This is a genomic window from Schaalia dentiphila ATCC 17982 (assembly GCF_000154225.1).
Lineage (GTDB): Bacteria > Actinomycetota > Actinomycetes > Actinomycetales > Actinomycetaceae > Pauljensenia > Pauljensenia dentiphila.
Genome location: NZ_DS264586.1, coordinates 915,756 through 937,916 on the forward strand (window position 1 = coordinate 915,756; position 22,161 = coordinate 937,916).

At 66.1% G+C, this 22,161-nt stretch carries 18 protein-coding genes; 16 read left to right on the forward strand and 2 right to left on the reverse strand.

Annotated features, from left to right (window positions below):
• Positions 1 to 21 precede the first annotated feature (21 nt).
• The 3 genes from ACTODO_RS03905 to ACTODO_RS03915 are packed head-to-tail and all read left to right on the forward strand — an operon-like array spanning position 22 to position 2,094.
• Positions 22 to 681: an amino acid ABC transporter permease gene (locus ACTODO_RS03905; protein WP_003791656.1), complete on the forward strand. Its 660-nt coding sequence runs from the start codon at positions 22 to 24 to the stop codon at positions 679 to 681.
• The gene (locus ACTODO_RS03910; protein ID WP_003791658.1) at positions 662 to 1,339 is read left to right on the forward strand and encodes an amino acid ABC transporter permease; all 678 of its coding nucleotides are present in this window, start codon (positions 662 to 664) and stop codon (positions 1,337 to 1,339) included. The genes ACTODO_RS03905 and ACTODO_RS03910 overlap by 20 nt, the downstream gene beginning before the upstream one ends.
• Positions 1,327 to 2,094, forward strand: a complete 768-nt coding sequence (locus tag ACTODO_RS03915) for an amino acid ABC transporter ATP-binding protein (RefSeq protein WP_003791661.1) — start codon at positions 1,327 to 1,329, stop codon at positions 2,092 to 2,094. The genes ACTODO_RS03910 and ACTODO_RS03915 overlap by 13 nt, the downstream gene beginning before the upstream one ends.
• Positions 2,095 to 2,617: 523 nt before the next feature.
• Here the strand turns inward: ACTODO_RS03915 and ACTODO_RS03920 are convergent.
• Positions 2,618 to 3,685 carry a ribonuclease H family protein gene (locus tag ACTODO_RS03920; protein WP_003791662.1) on the reverse strand — a complete coding sequence of 356 codons (1,068 nt, stop codon included), beginning with the start codon at positions 3,683 to 3,685 and terminating at the stop codon, positions 2,618 to 2,620.
• A gap of 134 nt (positions 3,686 to 3,819) precedes the next feature.
• Between ACTODO_RS03920 and ACTODO_RS03925 the strand changes: the two genes are divergently transcribed.
• A complete protein-coding gene (locus tag ACTODO_RS03925) occupies positions 3,820 to 5,205 on the forward strand; it encodes a hypothetical protein (protein WP_208853685.1) in 1,386 nt (461 codons plus the stop codon).
• 120 nt (positions 5,206 to 5,325) lie between these two features.
• Here ACTODO_RS03925 and ACTODO_RS03930 read toward each other — a convergent pair whose 3' ends face one another.
• Positions 5,326 to 7,671, reverse strand: coding sequence for a S9 family peptidase (locus tag ACTODO_RS03930; RefSeq protein WP_003791666.1), 2,346 nt, complete (start codon positions 7,669 to 7,671; stop codon positions 5,326 to 5,328).
• A 65-nt stretch (positions 7,672 to 7,736) separates the two neighbouring features.
• Between ACTODO_RS03930 and ACTODO_RS03935 the strand changes: the two genes are divergently transcribed.
• The 12 genes from ACTODO_RS03935 (at position 7,737) to ACTODO_RS03990 (ending at position 21,951) form a co-directional block, all read left to right on the forward strand.
• Positions 7,737 to 8,312 (forward strand): GtrA family protein, encoded by a 576-nt coding sequence (locus ACTODO_RS03935; RefSeq protein WP_003791671.1) that lies wholly within the window; start codon positions 7,737 to 7,739, stop codon positions 8,310 to 8,312.
• Positions 8,313 to 8,340: 28 nt separating this feature from the next.
• Positions 8,341 to 9,273 carry a patatin-like phospholipase family protein gene (locus ACTODO_RS03940; RefSeq protein WP_003791673.1) on the forward strand — a complete coding sequence of 311 codons (933 nt, stop codon included), beginning with the start codon at positions 8,341 to 8,343 and terminating at the stop codon, positions 9,271 to 9,273.
• Positions 9,274 to 10,864: 1,591 nt separating this feature from the next.
• Entirely contained in the window at positions 10,865 to 11,116 is a 252-nt protein-coding gene (nrdH, locus tag ACTODO_RS03945; protein WP_016460788.1) for a glutaredoxin-like protein NrdH, read from the forward strand.
• Between the two features lie 279 nt (positions 11,117 to 11,395).
• A complete protein-coding gene (nrdI, locus tag ACTODO_RS03950) occupies positions 11,396 to 11,812 on the forward strand; it encodes a class Ib ribonucleoside-diphosphate reductase assembly flavoprotein NrdI (RefSeq protein WP_003791680.1) in 417 nt (138 codons plus the stop codon).
• Complete coding sequence (gene nrdE, locus ACTODO_RS03955) at positions 11,782 to 13,938, forward strand: class 1b ribonucleoside-diphosphate reductase subunit alpha (RefSeq protein WP_003791682.1); 2,157 nt, start codon at positions 11,782 to 11,784, stop codon at positions 13,936 to 13,938. The genes nrdI and nrdE overlap by 31 nt, the downstream gene beginning before the upstream one ends.
• 226 nt (positions 13,939 to 14,164) lie before the next feature.
• The gene (locus ACTODO_RS03960; RefSeq protein WP_003791685.1) at positions 14,165 to 14,635 is read left to right on the forward strand and encodes a hypothetical protein; all 471 of its coding nucleotides are present in this window, start codon (positions 14,165 to 14,167) and stop codon (positions 14,633 to 14,635) included.
• A gap of 12 nt (positions 14,636 to 14,647) precedes the next feature.
• Entirely contained in the window at positions 14,648 to 15,367 is a 720-nt protein-coding gene (locus tag ACTODO_RS03965; RefSeq protein ID WP_003791687.1) for a hypothetical protein, read from the forward strand.
• 119 nt (positions 15,368 to 15,486) lie between these two features.
• Positions 15,487 to 15,969, forward strand: a complete 483-nt coding sequence (locus tag ACTODO_RS03970) for a hypothetical protein (RefSeq protein WP_003791689.1) — start codon at positions 15,487 to 15,489, stop codon at positions 15,967 to 15,969.
• Between the two features lie 123 nt (positions 15,970 to 16,092).
• Entirely contained in the window at positions 16,093 to 16,566 is a 474-nt protein-coding gene (locus ACTODO_RS03975) for a hypothetical protein (protein WP_003791690.1), read from the forward strand.
• 122 nt (positions 16,567 to 16,688) lie between these two features.
• Positions 16,689 to 18,440: an ABC-ATPase domain-containing protein gene (locus ACTODO_RS03980; protein ID WP_003791693.1), complete on the forward strand. Its 1,752-nt coding sequence runs from the start codon at positions 16,689 to 16,691 to the stop codon at positions 18,438 to 18,440.
• Positions 18,441 to 18,619: 179 nt separating this feature from the next.
• A complete protein-coding gene (locus ACTODO_RS03985; RefSeq protein WP_003791695.1) occupies positions 18,620 to 19,387 on the forward strand; it encodes an ABC transporter ATP-binding protein in 768 nt (255 codons plus the stop codon).
• Positions 19,388 to 19,416: 29 nt separating this feature from the next.
• Positions 19,417 to 21,951, forward strand: a complete 2,535-nt coding sequence (locus ACTODO_RS03990) for an FtsX-like permease family protein (protein WP_003791697.1) — start codon at positions 19,417 to 19,419, stop codon at positions 21,949 to 21,951.
• Positions 21,952 to 22,161 lie beyond the last annotated feature (210 nt).

Consider the following 22,161-nt stretch of genomic DNA (forward strand, 5'->3'; position numbering starts at 1 on the left):
GTCTCGTCCCAGATTTTTCCTATGAATCTCGACATTCTGGCGCGATACGCGCCCCTGTACGTCGACGCCGCCATCCTCACCTTGAGGATCGCGGCTATCGGCATCGTCGGCTCGCTCGCGGTCGGCCTGCTCGTGGCCGCGATCCGGCAATACCGGATCCCCGTCGCCACCCAGATCGCCGTCGCCTACGTCGAACTGTCGCGCAACACGCCCCTGCTCGTGCAGCTCTTCTTCATCTACTTCGGCCTGCCGCGCGTGGGCATCAAGTGGAGCGGCGAGACCTGTGCGATCGTCGGCCTCATCTTCCTGGGCGGCGCCTACATGGCCGAGGCCCTGCGCTCGGGTCTCGACTCGATCGCCACCATCCAGTGGGAGTCGTCTGCGGCGCTCGGCCTCACCCGCACCCAGACGCTGCGCCACGTCGCCCTCCCGCAGGCCATCGCGACCTCCGTGCCGCCTCTCGCCGCCAACGTCATCTTCCTCATCAAGGAAACATCCGTCGTCTCCGTCGTCGCGCTGCCCGACCTCGTGTACGTCGCGAAAGACCTCATCGGCATGTCCTACAACACCTCTGAAGCGCTGATCCTCCTGGTCATCGCCTACCTGGTGATCCTTCTGCCCGTGTCCATCGCGGCCCGACTCATCGAAAAGAAGGTGCGCCGTGGCGGATTTGGGAATTAACGTCATCTTCGAAGGCCGCAACCTCGTGCGCATCCTCGAAGGACTGGGCGTCACCGTCGGCATCTCCGCGCTGTCCGTCGTGTTGTCGCTGGTGCTCGGCGTGTTCGTCGGCCTCGGCATGCGCTCGCGCTGGCGCCCCCTGCGCTGGCTCATGCAGCTCTACCTCGAGTTCGTGCGCATCATGCCCCAGCTCGTCCTCCTGTTCGTCGCCTACTTCGGGCTCACGCGTGTCGCGGGGATCAACCTGGACGGCATTACCGCGTCCGTCCTCGTCTTCACCCTGTGGGGCGGCGCCGAAATGGGTGACCTCGTGCGAGGCGCGCTCATCGCGATCCCGCGCCATCAGTACGAGTCCGCATACGCGCTGGGACTCACCCCGAGGCAGACCATGCGTCGCGTCATCCTGCCTCAAACCCTGCGCAGGCTCGCGCCCCCGGCCGTCAACCTCATCACCCGTATGGTGAAGACGACGTCCCTCGTCGTGCTCATCGGCGTCGTCGAAGTCCTCAAGGTTGGACAGCAGATCATCGACGCCAACCGCTTCAACTACCCGACCGCCTCGCTGTGGATCTACGGCCTGATCTTCGCGGCGTACTTCCTCATCTGCTGGCCCATCTCGCTCCTCTCACGCCACATGGAGAAAACATGGCAGAACTGACCTCCGACCCGCAGCTGCGCCTCGTCGACCTCGACAAGACCTACCCCGGCGGCCACCACGCCCTGCGCGGCGTCTCCCTCGACGTCGCCGACGGCGAAGTTGTCGTCATCATCGGTCCCTCCGGCTGCGGCAAGTCCACGCTCCTGCGCACGATCAACGGCCTCGAGCCCATCAACTCCGGGCAGATCCTCTTCGACGGGAATGACCTGGCGGCCCCCGGCGTCTCCTGGCCCGAGGTTCGCCGCCGCATCGGCATGGTCTTCCAGTCCTACGAGCTCTTCCCCCACCTGACCGTCATGGGGAACCTGACGCTCGCCCCCGGCCTCGTCGCGGGAGAATCGCGCGCCGACGCGAGCGAGCGGGCGTTGAAACTGCTCGAGCGCGTCGGTCTGGCGGACCGCGCCGACGACTACCCGCGCCAGCTCTCCGGCGGCCAGCGCCAGCGCGTCGCCATCGTGCGCGCCCTCATGATGGACCCCGAGATCCTCCTCCTTGACGAGGTCACGGCCTCCCTTGACCCGGAGATGGTGCGCGAGGTCCTCGACGTCGTCCTGGAACTGGCTCGTACCGGCATGACGATGCTCATCGTCACCCACGAGATGGGCTTCGCCCGCGCGATCGCCGACCGCATCGTCTTCATGGATGAGGGCCGGATCGTCGAGGTCGACCCGCCGCGCAAGTTCTTCGCCGACCCGGCGTCTGACCGAGCGCGCAAGTTCCTCGACATCTTCAGCTTCGAAGGCGCCAAGCTGTAGGGGTTTCCAGGCGAAAGTGCTTCCTGGTGGGGCCTTGGCCGACGGGCTTGTAGTGTCGTCGGTGCGTGTGCAGGTTCCGCGTTCTTCCTGTTGATTTGGGTGCTGCACCCGATCCGTAGGCATTGCACCTCTTCTGATCGGGTGTACCGCGACTGATCGGGTGTACCGCGACTGATTGGGTGTACCGCGACTGATTGGGTGTAGTGCCACTGATTGGGTGTATCGCGTAGGTGCCGTTGGGGCGGGCGGATTGGAAACGGCTATGCGGATAGGTCATGACGATGCGGATACCTTAATGACCTATCCGCGTGCGCATAACCTATCCGCGTGCGCATAACCTATCCGCGTGCGAGCAACCTATCCGCGTAAAGGGCTGCGTTGGACTGGGACGCGTGCGCTGGCCGTCGAGGTGCTTATTCGCGTAGCGGCCCGGTGCCTTGCGTGGTGATCCGGTGCATTGAGCACGCGCGAGTTGAGAACGAGAACGAGCACGCAGAGTCCACCCGCGACAGAACTTCCCGTTTTAGCCGATCAGCGTCGACTGGTGGTGCACCATGATCAGGCGTCCCCCGCCAGAAGTCGCCGGCGCCCACACGCTGGATTCCAGCGAGGCGCCGCCCTCCCAGCGCACCCGGTAGCGCGTCAGGAACGACCCGCCCAGATCGTGCGCGTCGATGCGGCCGATGGATGGGGAAGCGGGCGAGGGCCCCGCCAGCGTCGTGGTCGCGCCGCCACCCGGCCAGATGCGCGTCGTGCGCTCGTCGGTCATGGCCGCCAGCGCCTCCTCGTCGCCGCCGGTCCACGCCAGGATGAACTCGCGCTCGCGGGCGATCGCGTCTTCGGTGGTCATCGCGGGCTCACTCACGGACGAGGCCGGGGCTGCCTCCGCGGGTTCGTTCGCTTCGGTGGGCGTGGAGAAAACGCTGGGATGAGAACGGAATGTCGACGTGGCGGCCTTGTTGGTGGAGGCGTCGTGTGAAGCGGGAGCGCTCCCCAGGGCATCAGTAGTAGCGGGCACGTTGTGCGGCTCGACGGACGCAGCCACAGTGGTCGCGCCCTCATCCGGCTGATCCCCGGATGCCTGATCTGAGGACGCCTGATCCGCCGACGCAGCGCCGCGCGACGCGCCGCCCCCGAACCCTGGGCCCGGCTCGGGTGTGCGCCCCGCCTGGTAGGCCTCGGCGCAGGAGCGTGCCAGGTCGTCGGCGCGCTCGTTCATGCGGTGCCCAGCGTGGCCCTTGACCCACTCGAAGGTGACGCGGCGCCCTTCCATGGCCCGATCGATCTCCTGGATGAGCTCCAGGTTTTTGATGGGCTTCTTGTCTGCCTTCGTCCAGCCGCGCTTCTTCCAGCCGAGCCGCCACTTGGACACGACGTTGATCGCGTACTGCGAGTCGGCGAGGATGTGCAGCTCTTCGCCGGTCTCGGCCGTGGCCTCGAGCAGACGCAGAATAGCGGTCAGCTCACCCAGGTTGTTCGTTCCCTGCGGCCAGCCACCCGCGTCCCATGTGTCCTCGTCCACGTACCAGGCCCACCCCGCGGGCCCGGGATTGCCGAGGGAAGAACCGTCTGCCGCCGCCGTAATTGTCATGCCTTCATCCTATCGGCATCCCGCTTGCCTGATCGGAGGGGGACGAGGCCGGGGCGCGGTGTCGCTGCATTGCGTAGTAGGTGGGGACGAGGCCGGGGCCGCCCGGGCGGAGTGCCCTAGACTCGGGTGCGGGCGTGGCCGCGCCCGCTGCCGCGACGAGAGGAACGACAAGAGAGACGACGCAGGCCGACGACTGGATGGCGCCGGGGGATGATGAGCTGGGATTTGGTGGCCTAGCAAAGTTGAAGCCCGTGTGGAAGTGGGCCCTCGTTATCGTTGCTTTTTCGTTTGCTGCGCTCGCGGTGAGTACTAGTTTTCATCAGGACGTGGTCCGCAGACCGGTCAGTTCTTTGCGGTCGAATGACGCGGTGATCGCTCTGAGGCTGGGACCCGCATATGCCTCGTCGCTGCAGGAGGCTACGAACACTGGCAGTTGGATTGTGCTCCTCAACGCCCAGGGACAGGGCACGGTGGCGTCCGTCGATTCGGTGGCTGGCGGGGACGTGTTGTGGAGTGATCGCGGTGTCTTCTACGGTTCGCGGAGCCGCAACTACGTGACGACGGATAGTGGAACGCAGGTGAGTAAGAGCGACAACGGGACCCGAGAGGAGATTCAACGATACGAGCTTTCCGATGGTCAGCTCGTCACTCTGGTGCCGAAGCATTGGGATTATAACGACGGCAATGTTGAAAGTGACGACAGCATCACGACTGTTGAAACCGCTGGCATTACCGGTGATTTTGGGCAGTGCGGGTCACGGATCCTGGCGATTACGGACACGAAGGAATCCCCGAGTATCGCGGATGCGGCATTCGAGGCCTATGCCGCCCAGGCGAACAACGAAGAACCAGTTCCAGAGGCCCTGACGGCTGTCGTGCAGCTCAATGCTCCTGATGGTGACGCGCCTCGAGTTCTCGCCGTCACGCCGGCCAGTGACAACTTGGAATCGGGACAGCATATGTTCGCCTGTGAGGGGGACGTCATCACGCTGTTGAGCCGCCTGGAAGTAAAGCCTGGCACTCCAGACAACATGACGGCGCATGAACGATACCGATGGGTCCTTCACCAGTGGGACCTATCCACGGGAGAACGTGCGAATATCCCGTTGACCGATGACGACGGCGAGCCCTTCGAATCTACTTCCAAGTGGTTCCTCCAAGGCCACCATGGTGTTCAAGTGGGTAACGAATACAGGATGGTGACGCGGGATGGTGCTGCTTTCGGTGCCGACCTGATGAGCGGCCAGGTGCGGCGTCTGTTCTACACGCATCCGCGGATGACTGTGTCTGACCGCTATTGGATGACGTACCAGGTGGACAAGGATGGTGTCTACGCGCTCGGAGAAAGCTATGAAGGCCATGTCGTCTCACTGTTCTTCATACCGTGGGACGGCAAAGAGTGGCGTGAAATCTTCACCACGGACAAGCTCGCGGGGTATCTCAAGGAGGGGTGGTTCTCGGGTGAATTGAAGATTCAGTCCTTCGCGGTGCGCCCGGACTGGGACGGCGGCGCGCAGTAGCGCAGCGCAGCCACGCCGCATCGTGCGCGGCACGATAGTGGGGGCGGTCTTCCAACGAAGACCGCCCCCACCTGCGTTTGCCGTCAACGGGCACTGACCGCTCGTCGGCAGCCCCAGCCGTCACTGCGTGACGCCCACCTGGCCCAGCGCGAAGGCGAACTCCTCGCAGCGCGCCGCCCACCGGCCCTCGCGCCCTGAGGGGCCGGCGTGCCCGGCGACCATCTCGGTGCGCAGGATGATCGGGCGCTCGAGTGGGTCGCGCGCGGGAACGGACCCAGCCCCGGCCTCGTCCGTGGAGGGAACCTGGCCGGTGGCCTCGCGCAGGCGCTGCACCCACTTGGTGGGCTCGACGAACTCGACGCGCGTGTCGTTGACCGACGTCGTCGCCATGACCGCGGGCAGTAGCGCGCCGTCGGGCACGTTCTCGTACGGCGTGTAGCGGCTCATCGCGTCGAACACGGCGCGCGAGGTCAGCGGATTGCCCCACTCCTCCCATTCGCCGACGGTGAGCGGCAGGGTTGGGTCCAGGATCGTCGAGAGCGCGTCCACGAAGGGCACGCCCGCGAGGATCGCGCGGAAGCGGTCGGGGGCTGCGTTGGTGACCGCGCCCATGAGCAGGCCTCCGGCGCTGCGGCCCTCCGCGACCAGGCGACCGGGTGCCACCCACCCGGAGTTGACCAGCCAGTCGGCCACGTCGATGAAGTCCGTGAAGGTGTGCTCCTTGACCAGCTCCTTGCCGTCCTCGTACCAGGAGCGGCCCATCTCGCCGCCGCCGCGCACGTGCGCGATCGCGTAGACGACGCGGCGCAGGATCGGCAGACGCAGGGTCTCGAACTCGGGGTCGTAGCTGACCTCGTACGAGCCGTACCCGATCTGCCAGCCCGCGTGCGTGCCGTCCGGTCGCGCGTCGCGATGGTGGATGAGGGTGACGGGGATGCGCGTCGCGCCGTCGCGCGCAAGCACCCACACGCGCTCCTCGACGTACTCGGCGGGGTCCCATCCGGGCGCCTCGCGGGTGTGCAGGGTCCGCACGCTCAGCGCCGAGGTCTCGGAGGACGAGGCCGGGGCCGTGTTCGGCAGCAACACCTCGGCGACCGTCGGGGGCACGGTCTGTGACTGGAACTCAACCCGAAGCGGATCCTTCCACGGGGTCGGCACGGTCGCGATTGTACGCACCGGGGCGTCCACCTCTACGCGTCGCCACGTGGGCGTGGGCTCGCGGCGATCCCACACGTCGACCTGCGTGAGAGAGCCCGAACGAAGCGAGAGCGCCACGTAGTCCGCGTGGGCCTCGACGTCGGTGATGCGCTCGCCGGGGCCGGGGCTGCGCAGCGGCTCCCAGGACTCAAACGGGGCGAGGGGCGTGGGCTCGTCCTCCGGCAGGGGAGTGCCCGGCGTGCGATCCGCCAGCGCTTGGCGACTATACGCGGAGGAAGAAGTTACGCCCAACTGTGCCAAGGCCTCGGGCGACCCCCCGGCGGGCAGCATCGCCTGCGCGAGCGAGCCCTCCTGCGTCAGCCCCGTGTGCACGATGAACAGGCGATCCCCCGCCGAATCCGCCGACACCAGCGTGCGCGGGCGCACCGGCATGAGCGGAAGCGGGCGCACGGACGGGTGGGCGGGCAGCCACAGCCACGCGCGGCCCGCCGTCGACGACGAGGCGTGAATGACGACGTGCCCCGGGAAACCCGAGGGAGCGAACCCCATCTCGAAGCCCTCGTCCGGCTCCACCAGCAGCAGCTCGTCGGCCTCACGCGGCGTGCCCACGCGGTGCAGCCACGCGTCGCACGCGCGCCACGCGTCGTCCACGCCCATGTAGATAAAGGAAGCGGAATCATCCGCCCATGCGAAGCCATACCCGGCGTCCACCACGGCCTCGTCGATGACGCGGCCCGACGCCTCCTGCACGACCCACGTGTAGCGCTCATCCCCGCTCGTGTCCCGCGCCCACGCGATCAGACGCCCATCCGGGGACGGGTACATGTCCGCCAGGCGGAAAAACTCCTGCCCGCGCGCCCACTCGTTCTCATCGACGAGGAGCTCCTCGCCCCGCGCTGGCACGCCCGGTTGGGGGACGAGCGGGACCGGTGCCCCGGCCTCGTCGCGCTCCACCGGCGCGCGGTGATGCGTCGCGTAGGACTGGCCCTCCGCGAAACGTCGAAAATACCAGAACTCGCCCTCGCGGATCGGAACCGTCACGTCGGTGAGCGCCGTGGAGGCCTTGACCTCCTCCACGAGGCGCGCGGCCGCCTCGCGCGTCGGCGCCGTCACCGTGTCCGCCCACGCGTTCTCCGCCTCCAAATGAGCCCTGACCTCGGGTTCCTCGCCGTCACGCAGCCAGTCCCACGGGTCATCGAAATGCTGCCCGAAATGGTCGCGCACCCGGTACCCGTACCGCTTGGGGGCGACCGGGGGAGTCGACGAAGGCCGTGTGTTACGCGTGGTCGTGTCAGTCATGGGCACCATCTTAGGGGCGGGGCCAACTGTTGGGGATCCACGAAACAGCGGCGAGGCCGTGCGACACTAGGGGAGTGAGAGACGAACACTGCCTGTGCGGGTCCACTGCCGCGCTCGACCCCGTGGCCGCGCGCCCCCGCGACCCCTCACCCACCCAGCCCGGCACCCGAGGGCAGGCTGAGGGGGGAGCGGCCCCGGCCTCGTCCCTGAGCCTCACGCAGCGACTCCTCGCCTGGGTGCGTGAGTTCATCCAATTCGGCATGGTCGGAGCCACCGCCTACATCGTCGACGCGGGCCTGTTCAACCTGCTCCAGCACGGGCCCCTCGGCTTCCTCGCTGGGCACCCCAACACCGCGCAATTCGTCGCCGCCGCGACCGCGACCCTGTACTCGTGGATCGCCAACCGCCTGTGGACCTACCGCGGCCGCACGCGGGAGAACGCCACGCGCGAGGCCATCCTCTTCTTCTTCGCGAACGCCTGCGGCATCGGTATCTCCCAGTTCTGCCTCCTGTTCACCCACCACATCCTCGGGTTCGCCTCGGCGCTGGCCGACAACATCGCCGTCTACGTCGTTGGCTTCGCCCTGGGCACCGCGTTCCGCTTCTTCTTCTACCACTACGTGGTCTTCACCGGGCATACGCGCGCGTAGGTTCGAGGCGCGGCGGTAGGGTCGAAACGTGAAGGAAACGCCAGAGCACTACCCGACCCCCGAAGAGTCCATCGCCACGATGGTCACCATCGACGACACCGCCCTCGTGTTCGAAGGCGGCGGCATGCGCAACGCCTACACGGCCGCACTCGTGAGCCGACTCATCGCCGAAGGCATCAACTTCCCCCACATCTCCGGCGTCTCCGCGGGCTCCAGCCATCTGTGCAACTTCACCTCCCGCGACGCCGCCCGCTCGCACGACACTTTCGTCGACCTCGTCGAAGACCCCGAGTTTGGCGGGCTCAAGCATTTCCGCAAGGGCCACGGCTACTTCAACGCTGAGTACATCTACGAGCGGATCTGTTACCCCGACGGGATCCTGCCCTTCAACATGGACGCGTTTCTTGCCAACCCGGCGCGCACTCGCGTCGCCGCCTTCAACGCGTCGCGCGGCGAGGTGCGCTGGTTCTCCAAGGAAGACATGAGCACACTGGACACGCTCGGCCCCATCATCCGCGCCTCCTCCACGCTGCCCATCCTCATGCCGCCCGTCGACATCGACGGCGACACCTACGTCGATGGCGCGCTCGGCCCCAACGGCGGCCTGCCCTTCGATCAGCCCCTGCGCGAGGGCTACCGCAAGCTCCTTGTTGTCCTCACTCGGCCCCGCGACTACGTCAAGGGCCCCATGCCCGCCAGCGTTGGTGCCCTCTTGCGCACCGCCTACCGTCAGTACCCCTCCGTGTTCGAGGGCGTGGCTCGTCGTCCCGACCGCTACAACGCGGGACGTCGCCTCCTCTTCGAGCTCGAAGAACGAGGCCAGGCCTACGTGTTCGCTCCCGACAACCTGTGGATCAACAACACCGAGTCGCGGCGTGAACGCCTGGAGGCAACGTATCGTGCTGGCCTCGTGCAGGCCGTGCGCGAGATGCCCGCGATCAAGGCATTCCTGGGGCTGTAGGCTTTCCTTTTCCTGTGGCGGTGCTTGTTGCGCCGCTGGTGTTCCAGGCGCCGGATGGCCCGGCCGCCCGCGTGATTTCCAGCCGCCGCGTGTGCTTTGTGGGGCCGGGCCGCTGTGTGTGCCTGTGGGCGGCGGCCCGCCCGCGAGCCATCCGCGCCGCGAGCCTTCGGCTCGGCGCGTCGTCTCGAATCCCGGCCAGGCCCCGCCGACGCCCACCGGCACCGCGGCCAGGCCCTCCGGTCCCTCCGGTACCCTCCACACCGGCGCCGCCTGGTCCGCATCAATGTCGCACGTCATTCCCCTGCAACTGTTTCAGAATTTGAATTGTCATTGTTGGTATTTCAACGTTTCTGAGTGTTGTTGAGAGGCTGGTCCGATCGAATGACGTGCGAGTTTTCTGAGGAGTGGTCTCGTAGCTACGTGTGGGTGTTGCAGATCCTTCGCGTGAAACTGCTGTCACCTTTGCTCGCTCGTGCCTGTGTGGGGTTGAAACCGCCATCACCTTTGCGGGTGAGAATCGGGCGGTTTTGGTGCGTTTGTTGGTCGCAGTGGTGACGGTGGTTTCAACGGTTGCTGTTCAGGGGCGCGCAGTGGTGATGGGGGTTTCATACTGACCTGCATCAGCGGTCGCAGTGGTGTTGTTGGTTTCAATATCGCCGCGTCGCCGCGTCTTGCGCGCGAAAAAGTTCGCCCTGCTCGGTCTGATGGTGGACGCGAGCGCGAAGAAGTTCGCCCAGCGCACGAAAAATGCCCCAGAGATGGCGTTTTATGGCGTGCCGGGCGAAGTTTATCGCGGGTGAGCCCGTGATGGCCCGTGCCGGGCGAACATTGTCGCGGGGAAGTCGTCGCGGGGCGGTGCCGGGCGTGTTTTGTCGAGTGGCAGAGCCTACTGGTGTGCAGTGCCTGGGAGGTGCTGCCTAGATACAGGGAGTATCCAGGCCCTAGATGTCGGTCGAGCGTTAGCCCCTTGGTCTAGGTCGCGTCCCCCCTAGATGTAGGGCTCTTACGATCCCCTCGATCTAGGGGCACCTCCCGTTGGAGGCGCGCGTCGGCACATCACTCAGGCCCCCTGTGATCGCATTTCCGCGAGATTCCAGCCATTTCGCCGAAAATGCCACTCACCCCTATATCTAGGGGCGCTTAGTCGCCAACGACCCCTAGATGTGCGGGTGCGACACGCCCAAGAGTGCCACTAAAGAGTGTGACGCTCGACATCTTTCAGATGGTTGGCAGGTGGTTATGCACAGGGTGGTGATGCGCTCGTCCACAGGGTGCACAGGTGTGTGTGAGGGTGTTGGTGGCCCCTAGATGTGCCCGTGGGTTAGTTGCAAACCCCAATGTTTGCGCGCATCTTCGCGCACCCGTGCGGAGGTGGCGACAAACCGCAAAGGTCCCTCCGAGATCCTGACCGCTCGCTCCATCCACAGACTGCTCCTGCCGCGTCCACAGTTGGGGCGGCGCACACAACATCTAGGGGTCGCTTGCGTGGGCGGCCACGAGGTGTAGTGTTGTCGTGTTCGCGGCGAACGAGCCGCCAGAAAGACAACGCAGGATGCCAACGTCCGGCCTCGAGCCGCAAGGAGACACGAACATGTCGATCACCGTCTACTCCAAGCCCCGCTGCCCCCAGTGCGACGCGACCTACCGCGCCCTCGACAAGCAGGGCGTCTCCTACGAGAAGATCGACGTCACCCAGGACGCGGAATCCCTCGCCTTCATTAAGGGCCTCGGCTACCAGCAGGCCCCCGTCGTCGTGGCCGGCGAGGACCACTGGTCCGGCTTCCGCCCCGACCGCATCAAGGCCGTCGCTGCCGCAGCTGCCCCCCTGGCGCTGCAGGCCTGAATCGCGCCGACAAGTCCCGGCCGCGAGGCCGGGACTTTCGCGTATCTGGGCGGGAACGAGGCCGGGGCACACCCCTCGGTGGACATGGGGAAATGAGCGGCCAACTGGCCGTGAGGGTCCGCCGCCCACGACCGCATACACACCGCCAACCACCATGTGCGCCCGCTGAGTCGGGCGCGTCGATCATCCCACATGGGACACGCGTGCGAGGCAACCCCGCCCGGGCCTCGGGGGTGAGACACTAGAGGTTCAGTATCCCGCCAAGCAGGAAGGATCATCATGGGCAGCGTCGTCTACTTCTCGTCGGCGACGGGCAATACCCGCCGTTTTGTCGAAAAACTCGGCCTCCCGGCGGCGCGAATCCCGTTGCTTCCCAAGGATGAACCCCTGCGCGTGACCGACGAGTACGTGCTCATCGTGCCCACCTACGGCGGCGGCAATCTCAAGGGAGCGGTGCCCAAACAGGTCATCAAGTTCCTCAATGACCCCGACAATCGGGCCCTGTGTCGGGGCGTCATCTCGTCGGGAAACACTAACTTCGGCAAGGCCTACTGCATCGCGGGCGACATTATCGCGGCCAAGCTGGGGGTCCCCCACATGTATAAGTTCGAGCTCCTCGGTACGCCCGAGGACGTCTCCAGAGTTCGCGAAGGACTGGAACAGTTTTGGCAGAAAACTACACCGACACAGGCGTAGAGGAAGCTCCCTCCCCGGAGCTGGACTACCACGCGCTGAACGCGCAGCTTAACCTGTACGACGCGAACGGACACATTCAGTTCGACGCGGACCGTGCGGCGGCTCGCCAGTACTTCCTTCAGCACGTCAACCAGAACACGGTGTTCTTCCACGACCTGGAAGAGAAGCTGAAGTACCTGGTGGACGAGGGCTACTACGAGAAGCACGTCCTGGACCAGTACGACTTCGCGGACATCAAGGAGCTGTACAAGCAGGCTTACGCGCACAAGTTCCGCTTCCCGACGTTCCTGGGCGCGTTCAAGTACTACACGTCGTACACGCTCAAGACCTTCGACGGTAAGCGCTACCTGGAGCGCTTCGAGGATCGTGTCGCCATGGTGTCGCTGTACCTGGCGCGCGGCGACATCGAGCTTGCTCGCAGCTTCGTGGATGAGATCATGACGGGCCGCTTCCAGCCGGCCACCCCAACCTTCCTCAACGCCGGTAAGGCGGCGCGCGGCGAGCTGGTCTCCTGCTTCCTGCTGCGCATCGAGGACAACATGGAGTCGATCGCGCGCGGCATCAACTCGGCCCTGCAGCTGTCCAAGCGCGGCGGCGGCGTCGCCCTGCAGCTGACGAACCTGCGTGAGTCGGGCGCCCCCATTAAGAAGATTCAGAACCAGTCCAGCGGCGTCGTGCCCGTCATGAAGCTGCTCGAGGACTCCTTCTCCTACGCGAACCAGCTGGGCGCGCGTCAGGGTGCGGGCGCTGTGTACCTGCACGCGCACCACCCGGACATCATGCAGTTCCTGGACACTAAGCGTGAGAACGCGGACGAGAAGATTCGCATCAAGACGCTGTCCCTGGGTGTCGTCATCCCGGACATCACGTTCGAGCTGGCCCGCAAGAACGAGGACATGTACCTGTTCAGTCCCTACGACGTGGAGCGCGTGTACGGCGTGCCCTTCTCCGAGATTTCGGTGACGGAGAAGTACCACGAGATGGTGGACGACGGCCGTATCCACAAGCGCAAGATCAACGCTCGTCGTTTCTTCCAGACGATCGCGGAGATCCAGTTCGAGTCCGGCTACCCCTACATCGTCTTCGAGGACACGGTGAACAAGGCCAACCCGATCAAGGGTCGCATCACCATGTCGAACCTGTGCTCGGAGATCCTGCAGGTATCCGAGGCCTCGACCTACAACGATGACCTGTCCTACGACCACGTCGGCAAGGACATCTCCTGCAACCTGGGCTCGCTCAACATTGCGAAGACCATGGATTCCTCGGACTTCTCGAAGACGATCGAGATGGCGATCCGCGGCCTGACGGCTGTCTCGGACCTGTCGGACATCGGCTCGGTGCCGTCGATCGCCCGCGGCAACGCGATGAGCCACGCGATCGGCCTGGGCCAGATGAACCTGCACGGTTACCTGGCGCGCGAGCACGTGCACTACGGGTCCGAGGAGGCCCTTGACTTCACGAACATGTACTTCATGACGGTCCTGTTCGAGGCCATCAAGGCCTCGTGCAAGATCGCGCGTGAGCGCGGCGAGACCTTCGAGGGCTTCGAGGAGTCGAAGTACGCATCGGGCGAGTTCTTCCGCAAGTACATTGACGAGGAGTGGGCCCCCACCACGGACAAGTGCCGCGAGCTGCTCGCCGCCTCGTCGATCAAGGTCCCGACCCAGGCGGACTGGGAGGCCCTGGCGGCTGACGTCGCCAAGTACGGCATGTACAACCAGAACCTGCAGGCTGTGCCTCCGACGGGTTCCATCTCGTACATCAACAACTCGACGTCGTCGATTCACCCGATCGTGTCCCGCGTGGAGATCCGTAAGGAAGGCAAGATTGGCCGCGTCTACTACCCGGCGCCCTACATGTCGAACGAGAACCTGGAGTACTACCAGGACGCGTATGAGATCGGCCCGGAGAAGATCATCGACACCTACGCTGTGGCCACCCAGCACGTGGATCAGGGCCTGTCGCTCACGCTGTTCTACCCGGATACGGTGACGACGCGTGACCTGAACAAGTCCTACATCTACGCGTGGAAGAAGGGCATTAAGACCCTGTACTACATGCGCCTGCGCCAGATGGCCCTGGAGGGCACGGAGGTCGAGGGCTGCGTGTCCTGCATGCTGTGACGTGACGCCCGTTTGTCGGGTGGTGCGGGGGTCGGGAAACCGACCCCCGCACTTTTTTATGTGGGACGAGGCCGGGGCGAGCCGGGAGCGTCGGCGTGAGGTTGGGGTGGGCTGCGTCGGGTTGTGGTGAGTGGTGAGAAGGGATAATGAGGCGGAACTTCCGTGTTGCAGAGGTTGCTCGTATGATGTGGGAGGATAAGATCCCACATTCTGACCGGAGCTATTCATGAGCGACCCCTCCAATCCCTACGGGTCGGGTGGCACGACCCCCTACGGCGCCCAGCCTGCCTATGGGCAGGCCCCCGTAGTGCAGCAGCCCGCATACGGTACCCAACCCGCATACGGCGCCCAGACCTCGTACGGCGCGGGTGCTTCCTACGGGCAGCCGATGTACGGCCAGGTCGTGTATGCGCTGAACCCCGCCGTCGAACGCGTGCGTTCGAACGCATCCATGGTGCGCATCATGTCTTTCGTTAGCTTTGTGACGGTGGGGCCGCTCCTGTCGTTCGGTGCGTGGTTCTGGAGCATGAACCTCCTTAGTGAGGCCGAGAGGCTGGGTGCCCCCGAGGACGTGCTGAGGGACGTGCGCGGTGCGCGAACGACGGCTCTCATCTGCGGAATTGTCGGGATCGTGCTGTTTGGTCTTCTGATCGCCGCTCCCTTCCTCCTTGTCTGGCTCGTGGAATCTACGAAGTGATTGGTTGTTGAAATGAGTGACGAACAGATGCCCTCGCGGGCAATTCCGGCCGGCTGGGACTGGCCTCAGCAGAGCGACGGACCGGTCGCACCCCAGGCGGGTGCTCCCGCCTCGATGTGGTCGAGCGCTCCCGCCGCACCGCAGGCACCCGCCCCTGCGCAGTTTGCGCCCCCGGTGGGCGCACCCGTACATGTCGCGTCCGCCGCGCCCGCCGCGCAGCAGTCGGCCTACGCTCCCGGACACAGCGGGGTCACGGCCGCCAGCGCGGCACCGGCGTATGGCACCCCTGCTGCGTATCCCCCGCAGGGCGTACCCGCCCAGCCGATGCCGTCCTACGGCCAGCCGAGTGCCTACCAGGCGCAGCCTGCACCCGTCGCTCAGCCGATGCAGCAGGCCGCCGCCCCGCAGTACGGCGTGAATCCGCAGGCCGCGTACGCGAGCCAGCCCGCGCAGCCGTCCACGGATCAGCTCCGGCAGCTGGCCTTCTCCCGCCTCAAGTCCAACGCGACCGTCGCCATCGTGATGTCCTTCGTGTGGTTCTTCACGACGCCGGTCATCCTGCTGCTCGCCAACGCGGTTCGGGCGCAGCGCCTGTGTACCCACGCCCAGGAGATCGACGCTCCGTCCGACGTGACACGGAAGGTGAACATTGCGCGCGGCATTGCGTTCGGCATGCTCCTCCTGCAGGTGAGCCTGATCATCTTGCTGATTGTCTTGGAGAACATGCGTTAGCGATCCAGCGGATGCCACTGTGTTCGCGGTAACTAAAGGCCGTTTTGTTTATTTTTGTACTCTCGCGACGGCTACGATGACAGCCGTATCCGATCGACACAACCCATTTGGAGCAACTCATGAGCGATCCCGTGAACGCCTACCTCGCCGCCGGCCAGGAACAGCCCCAGCAGGCCTACGGTCAGCAGCAGGCCTACGGTCAGCAGCAGGCTTACGGTCAGCAGCAGGCTTACGGCCAGCAGCAGGCTTACGGCCAGCAGCAGGCTTACGGTTATGCGCAGCCGGCCTACGGTCAGCCCGTCTACGCCCTCAACCCCGAGATTGAGAGGATCCGTTCGAACGCGTCGACGGCCCGCATGCTCTCCTTCGTGAGTTTCCTGTTCGGCCACCTACTGCTTGCCGGTGGCATGTGGTTCTGGACTAACAAGCTGGTTGAGGAAGCCAAGATCCTGGGCGCCCCGATGGACGTGATGGCGGATGTGGAGAGCGCTCGCTCGGCTGCGAAGATTTGCTCGATCATCCAGATCGCGCTCGCCGCTGCGGTTTTCTTGTTCCTCATCTTGATGGTGATCATCGGCGCGACTGCGGCCGCCAACAGCTGACGCATCGTTACGTGTGGGGCCCGAGGAAACGGCGAGTTTCCTCGGGCCCCAACGCATAGTGGTTGAGGGCCGCTGCTACGATAGCGCCCATCGTCATCCGCACGGAACTATCTGGAGTGCACCATGAGCGATCCGGCTTACCCCTATGGGGCCAATCCTGCGAGTGCGCAGGATCCCTACTCGCAGCAGACGCCGTATGGCCCGGCCGCATCCGCGCCCTACGGCCAGCCCGAGGCAGCGTACCGCCAGCAGCCTGCCTACGGCATGCCCAATGGGATGGCGTACAGTCAGCCCACGCCGGCCTATGCGCAGCCGTACTATGCGAGTTCACACCTCGTTGCCTACGCGGACCTGCGTTCCCAGGCGCATCTCGCCATGATCTTGGCTGGCGTGAGTTTCCTGACTGCCTTTCTGCTCCTCTCGATCCCCGCGATGGTGTTGTCGTTCATGCAGCGCAGGAAGGCGAAGCGCCTGGATGCCCCGCAGGACATCATGTCGCTGACGAATACCGCGGTGGTCGTCACGTCCATATGCGCATCACTCCAGCTGCTCGTGCCTCTTGCCCTTCTCCTCGCCTTTTTCCTCAGTGATCGATAAGTCATGTGTTGATACCACCCCGCCACCCGTGAGAGTCGCGCGACAGCGCTGACTCCTCACACCCCGGAGCCTGTAGGAACGGTGATGCTGTTTCCGCAGGCTCCGCCTGTATTCTTGAGGGTATGACTCCCCGATACGAAGCACCCTCGCGCGCCATCGCCGGCACCGACGCAGACCTCCTCGACCAGCTGCGATACGCGGACGGACGCCCCTACGGCTTCTACAAGAACGCCCTAGGTGCCTGGGATTACGGGGACTTCACCCTCGCGATCGATCACGTGCAGGCCGATCCCTACGCCCCGCCCTCGTCCCTGCGCGCCTGGTCGACGCCCGAGGCCATGGGACTGCCCGAGGCCGCCCTGGCCTCGTCCGACGCGCGCCTGGCTGCCGCGGACTTTATTGCCCGCTCCTTCGACGAGGCTATCCGCGCCCGCGACACCCGCGACGTGTCGATCGCCCGCGCCGGTGCCCTCATCCTCCAGCGCTCCTACGCGACCGTCCTGCCCGACCGCGTCGAGGTCCGCTTCCAAGTCAAGCTCCCCGCGCGCGGACGCACAATCCTCGGCAAGAGCGCCGCCCGCCTCTTCGACGTGGACGTGCCCAACATCGTCATGGACTGCTTCGACTTCGTCTCCGAGGACCCGGCCACCACCCGCAAGCGCTCCCGCCTCCTCGGCCACGTCGCCGCCTACGAGGACTACCGTGCCCTCCAGGGAATCCTCGAGGAACGCAGCTGGGTATCCTTCGTCGCCGACGAAGCCCTGTTGGCGCGCCGCTCCGGCGTGTCCGAAACGCCCCTGACGGGTGACGGCGTCGTCGCTTTCAATGCCCCCGAGTCCCTGCGCGCCACCGTCACCCTGCCGCACGCCGGCGAGGTGTCCGGCATGGCGATCCCCCCGGGCCTGACCCTCATCGTGGGCGGCGGCTACCACGGCAAGTCCACGCTCCTCGAGGCCATCGCCCAGGGCGTGTACGCGCACATCCCCGGCGACGGCCGCGAGCTCGTCGCCACCGACCCCACTGCCACGAAGGTGCGCGCCGCCGACGGGCGAGCCGTCACAGGCGTTGATATCTCGCCGTTTATCACCCACCTGCCCGGCGGTGCCGACACCACGTCCTTCTCCACCGAAAACGCGTCCGGCTCCACCTCGCAGGCCGCCTCCATCATCGAATCCCTCGAGCTGGGCGCACGCACCCTCCTCATCGACGAGGACACCTCCGCGACCAACCTCCTCATCCGCGACACGCGCATGCGCGACCTCGTCGCCGCCGAGAAGGAACCCATCACGCCCCTCGTCGACCGCGTCACCTCCCTCACCGAGGCCGGCGTCTCCCTCATCATGGTCGTCGGCGGCTCCGGCGCCTTCCTGGACGCCGCCGACCGGGTCCTCATGATGGACAACTACCGTTGCCTCGACGTCACCGCCCGCGCACGCGAGGTCGTGGCCGACCTGCCGCGCCCCCGCACCGACGCCCCCACCATCTGGGAGGCCGCTCCCCGCGTGCCCGCCGCGAAGGCCCGCGTGGACCGCCCGCGCACCAAGGCCTCGGGCACGTCCGTGCTAACCATCGACCGTTCAACCGTCGACATTTCCGACGTTGCCGCAGTCGTCGACCCCGGGCAGGCCGAGGCCATCGCCTGGTGCGTGCGCGGTGTCCTCGAGGAGATGGCAGGCAAACAGTCGATGCCCGACCTCATGGCCAAGCTCGGACGGCGCCTCGCCTCCGAGGGCCTGGACGCCGTCTGCAAGTTTGGCGCCCGCTCCTACCCGGCGTTCCTGGCGCGCCCGCGCCTCATCGATGTTGGTGCCGCCATCAACCGCTACCGCGGCCTGTCCCTGCGTGAGGCCAGTGGCGAGGTTTCCACGTCGTAAGTGTTGCCTGCCCCGCTGGGCTGGGCTGCTGTGTGTGCACGTGTGCGGCGGCCCGCCCACCACGGATCGGATGGGGTGGGCGCACCGAATAGCCCCCTAGCGTGCCCCGGGTAGTCTCGGGGATCAATCAGGGGAAACCTCCGTAGCGGTGACGCGCACCGCAGGCGCACGATGGATGCATGAACACGAACACGACAATCGCGCAGGCCCCCGTGGCCGACCAAGAGGCCCCGGCCTCGTCCATCGTCCGACTCCAGGGCGTCTCCAAGATCTACGGAAGCGGCGACGCTCAGGTGCGCGCCCTCGACGACGTGAGCGTCGGCTTCGGCGCCGGCGAATTCACCGCCATCATGGGCCCCTCCGGCTCCGGCAAATCCACGATGATGCACATCCTCGCCGGCCTCGACGCCCCCACCTCCGGGCACGTCTTCGTCGAAGACACCGACATCACCGCCCTGAAAGACACCGCACTGACCAAGCTGCGCCGCGACCGCATCGGTTTCGTGTTCCAGTCCTTCAACTTGGTGCCCACCCTGGACGCCCGCGCCAATATCCTCCTGCCCATGCGCCTGGCCGACGCCACCCCCGAGAAGGGATGGTTCGACCTCATCGTCAACTCCCTGGGTATCGAGGACCGCCTGAGTCATCGCCCCTCCGAGATGTCCGGCGGCCAGCAGCAGCGCGTCGCCGTCGCCCGCGCCCTCATGAGCCGCCCCGCCGTCATTGTCGCGGACGAGCCCACCGGCAACCTCGACTCACACTCGACCTGCGAGGTCATGGACCTGCTGCGCCGCGCCGTCGATGAGCTCGGCCAGAGCGTCATCATGGTCACCCACGACACCTCCACCGCTGCCTACGCGGACCGCGTCCTCGTGTGTCGCGACGGACGCATTGTCTCCGACCTGCGCGACGTTACCGCCGACTCCCTCACCGCGGCGCTGCGCTGAGCGCGCGTCCACTCCCCAAGGCTCATCTCATGTCTGCAACAAACTCCCTCCTGAGCGCCAACCTGCGCTCCCATGGCCGCCGCTACATCTCCACCGGCCTGGCCGTCGCCATCTCCACGGCCTTCATCGTCATCACCCTCATCGTTATGACGGCGATGACCGCGGGCCTGACCTCCGGCGTCTACAGCCAGTACCGCGGCGGCACGATCGTCGTCTCCCAAAACGCTGACGCGACCGGCGAGTCGATTCAGCGCGCCGAAGAAATCCTGCGTTCCACCAGCGGCGTCACCGCCATCAAGCACATGGCCCAGTGGCCTGCCGATGCCCAGACCGACGCGACGCGTGGCCGACTCTACGTCTCGCCGCTGGCTCCCAAGCCCTTCGCCGGCCTCGACCTGAGCGCCGGAGACGCCCCGACCGCCGACGACCAGATCACTATCCCGGAGCACACGGCCTCGACCCTCTCACTGAAGGTCGGCGACACCGTCCGCGTGCGCGCAGGGTTCACCGAGGGCGACTACCAGACCCTTACCATCGTCGGCACCACACGCTCGAACACGATCAGCATGGGCGTGCCCGCCAGCTATGTGACTGACGGCGGTTTCTCCGCGCTCTTCGAGCGCACCGCGTCCGGACAGTTCATCGTCGCGACTTCTGGAGCGGATACGGACAGCAACGCAAACCCTCCCAGCGCCACCCAGGACGAATGGGTGGCGACAGCGAACTCCGCGCTCAGCACCGTCTCGGGAGTGACCGTGACCAGCGTGCACAAGGCAATTCAGGACGACCTCGACCAGGCGCGCTTGGGAGCGTCCATGACGATGGGCATCATGCTGATCTTCCCGGCGATCGCGGCGCTTGTGGCCTCTATCGTCGTCTCGTCGACCTTCCGAGTGGTGCTCACGCAGCGCACCCGCGAACTGGCGCTGCTGCGCACGCTGGGAGCTACCAGGCGACAGGTCCGCTCGCTCGTGACTCGCGAGGCCCTCGCGATCGGAGCGATCTCGTCCGCGATTGGCGTCGCGCTCGGCTGGCTGATCGGCGCGCTCGCGGAGGCGGGCACCGGTCTGGCCTCTAGCGTCGGCGCGGCGCTGGCGAGTGCCTCCGTTTGGCAGCTTGCGTTCACGTGGCTGGGTGCCACCCTGTTCACGACCCTGGTCGGCGTCTTCCCGGCCCGCGCGGCCTCCCGCGTCGCTCCCGTCGCCGCCCTCGCCCCCGTGAACGAGGCCGGGGCCGCCGCCCGCAAGAAGCACACCGTCCGCTTCATCATCGGCGCGCTCATCGCTGTGGCCGGTTGCGCCGCCGTGGCGGCTGCGTGGCGCTCGGATAGCGGCGGCACGAAGTTCCTCGGGGCTTTTGGCGGGTCGCTCCTGGCGCTCCTCGGTGCGCTGCTCGTCGCCTCGGTTCTGCTGCCAGCCCTCACCCGCGCGTTCGGCGCGGCCTTCCCGGGCACCCTGTCCGCCATGGCCCGCGAGAACACGACGCGCAACCCCGGCCGCACCTCCGCGACCGGCACCGCGATCATCATCGGCGTGACCCTCGTCGTCACCATCATGGTCGGTGCCGCCTCCGTGCGCACCACCCTCACCAACGCCGTGAACGACGCCCGCCCCTTCGACCTCATGGCCGTGTCCACGACTGGGGCGGTCACCGATGACCAGCAGGCCGCCATCGCGGCCACCGACGGCGTCGCCGCCACCGTCGCCCAGTACGCCGCTCCCGGCACCCTGACGACCACCTCGGGCGCGCCCGCCTACGCCGGGCCCGAGGGAGCGGGCTCGGAGGACGAGGCCCAGGCCTCGTCGGTCATGATCACCGGAGAACCCGACTACACGGGCGTCACCCACTCGACCGTCACCCAGCTGGGCGATAACCAGGTGCGCGTCGGCGACGAGGCCCTGGCCGGGCAGACGCTGCGCCTGTGCGCCGACACGTGCGTGGACCTGAGCGCCACCTACGACAAGAACGGCAGCGTCGGGGAGGCCCAGGTCTCCGAGAAAACCCTGCGATCCATCGCGAGCTCGCTCGAGCGTCAGGCGGTCATCATCAAGATGGCCGACGGCGCCGACGCCGAAACGGTCCAGAGTGCGCTGCTCAAGGACTCGCACCTGAGCGTCAACGGCTCCGCGTTGGAGCGTCAGATGTACACGAAGATCATCGACCAGCTGATGCTTGTTCTCGTCGGGCTGCTCGGCGTCTCCGTCCTCGTGTCGCTGGTGGGCGTGGCCAACACGCTGTCCCTGTCGGTCGCCGAACGTACCCGCGAGAACGGCCTGCTGAGGGCGCTGGGCCTGACGCGACGCCAGATGAAGAGCCTCCTCGCCCTCGAGGCGCTGTTCCTGTCCTTGACCGGCGTGCTGATCGGCGTCGGCATGGGTGTCGCCTTCGGGTGGGTAGGCGTCATGAGCCTGCCCATTGAGGGGGCCACCGCCGTGCTGAGCGTGCCGTGGCTGCAGCTGGTCGGCGTGTGCGTCGTGGCCATCGTGTCCGCGCTGATCGCCTCGTGGCTGCCGGGCCGCCGGGCCGCCAAGGTCAGCCCCTCGGAGGCGCTGGCGATGGATTGATTCCTGGTTGATCAACGGGTGTTGATGGGTGTTGACGACGGGTGGGGTACCGGAAGGTGCCCCACCCGTTGTCATGTTGTGCTGCGCTGCCCGCGTGCAGATCATCGGGTTAACGCGTGGGTTATTGGGCCCGGGTGCCTATCTGCTAGGCCCAGGTGTCCACCAATTGGGTTAACGGGCAGGCAGACGCGTGTGCGTGCGTTGCAGCCC

Bases quoted from the DNA above. Each gene is read 5' to 3' on its own strand.
- ACTODO_RS03990 (WP_003791697.1), top strand. From the start codon at position 19,417: ATGTCTGCAACAAACTCCCTCCTGAGCGCCAACCTGCGCTCCCATGGC.
- ACTODO_RS03930 (WP_003791666.1), bottom strand. From the start codon at position 7,671: ATGGTGCCCATGACTGACACGACCACGCGTAACACACGGCCTTCGTCG.
- ACTODO_RS03980 (WP_003791693.1), top strand. From the start codon at position 16,689: ATGACTCCCCGATACGAAGCACCCTCGCGCGCCATCGCCGGCACCGAC.
- ACTODO_RS03975 (WP_003791690.1), top strand. From the start codon at position 16,093: ATGAGCGATCCGGCTTACCCCTATGGGGCCAATCCTGCGAGTGCGCAG.
- ACTODO_RS03905 (WP_003791656.1), top strand. From the start codon at position 22: ATGAATCTCGACATTCTGGCGCGATACGCGCCCCTGTACGTCGACGCC.
- nrdI (WP_003791680.1), top strand. From the start codon at position 11,396: ATGGGCAGCGTCGTCTACTTCTCGTCGGCGACGGGCAATACCCGCCGT.
- ACTODO_RS03920 (WP_003791662.1), bottom strand. From the start codon at position 3,685: ATGACAATTACGGCGGCGGCAGACGGTTCTTCCCTCGGCAATCCCGGG.
- nrdH (WP_016460788.1), top strand. From the start codon at position 10,865: ATGTCGATCACCGTCTACTCCAAGCCCCGCTGCCCCCAGTGCGACGCG.
- ACTODO_RS03965 (WP_003791687.1), top strand. From the start codon at position 14,648: ATGAGTGACGAACAGATGCCCTCGCGGGCAATTCCGGCCGGCTGGGAC.
- ACTODO_RS03985 (WP_003791695.1), top strand. From the start codon at position 18,620: ATGAACACGAACACGACAATCGCGCAGGCCCCCGTGGCCGACCAAGAG.
- ACTODO_RS03970 (WP_003791689.1), top strand. From the start codon at position 15,487: ATGAGCGATCCCGTGAACGCCTACCTCGCCGCCGGCCAGGAACAGCCC.
- ACTODO_RS03915 (WP_003791661.1), top strand. From the start codon at position 1,327: ATGGCAGAACTGACCTCCGACCCGCAGCTGCGCCTCGTCGACCTCGAC.
- ACTODO_RS03960 (WP_003791685.1), top strand. From the start codon at position 14,165: ATGAGCGACCCCTCCAATCCCTACGGGTCGGGTGGCACGACCCCCTAC.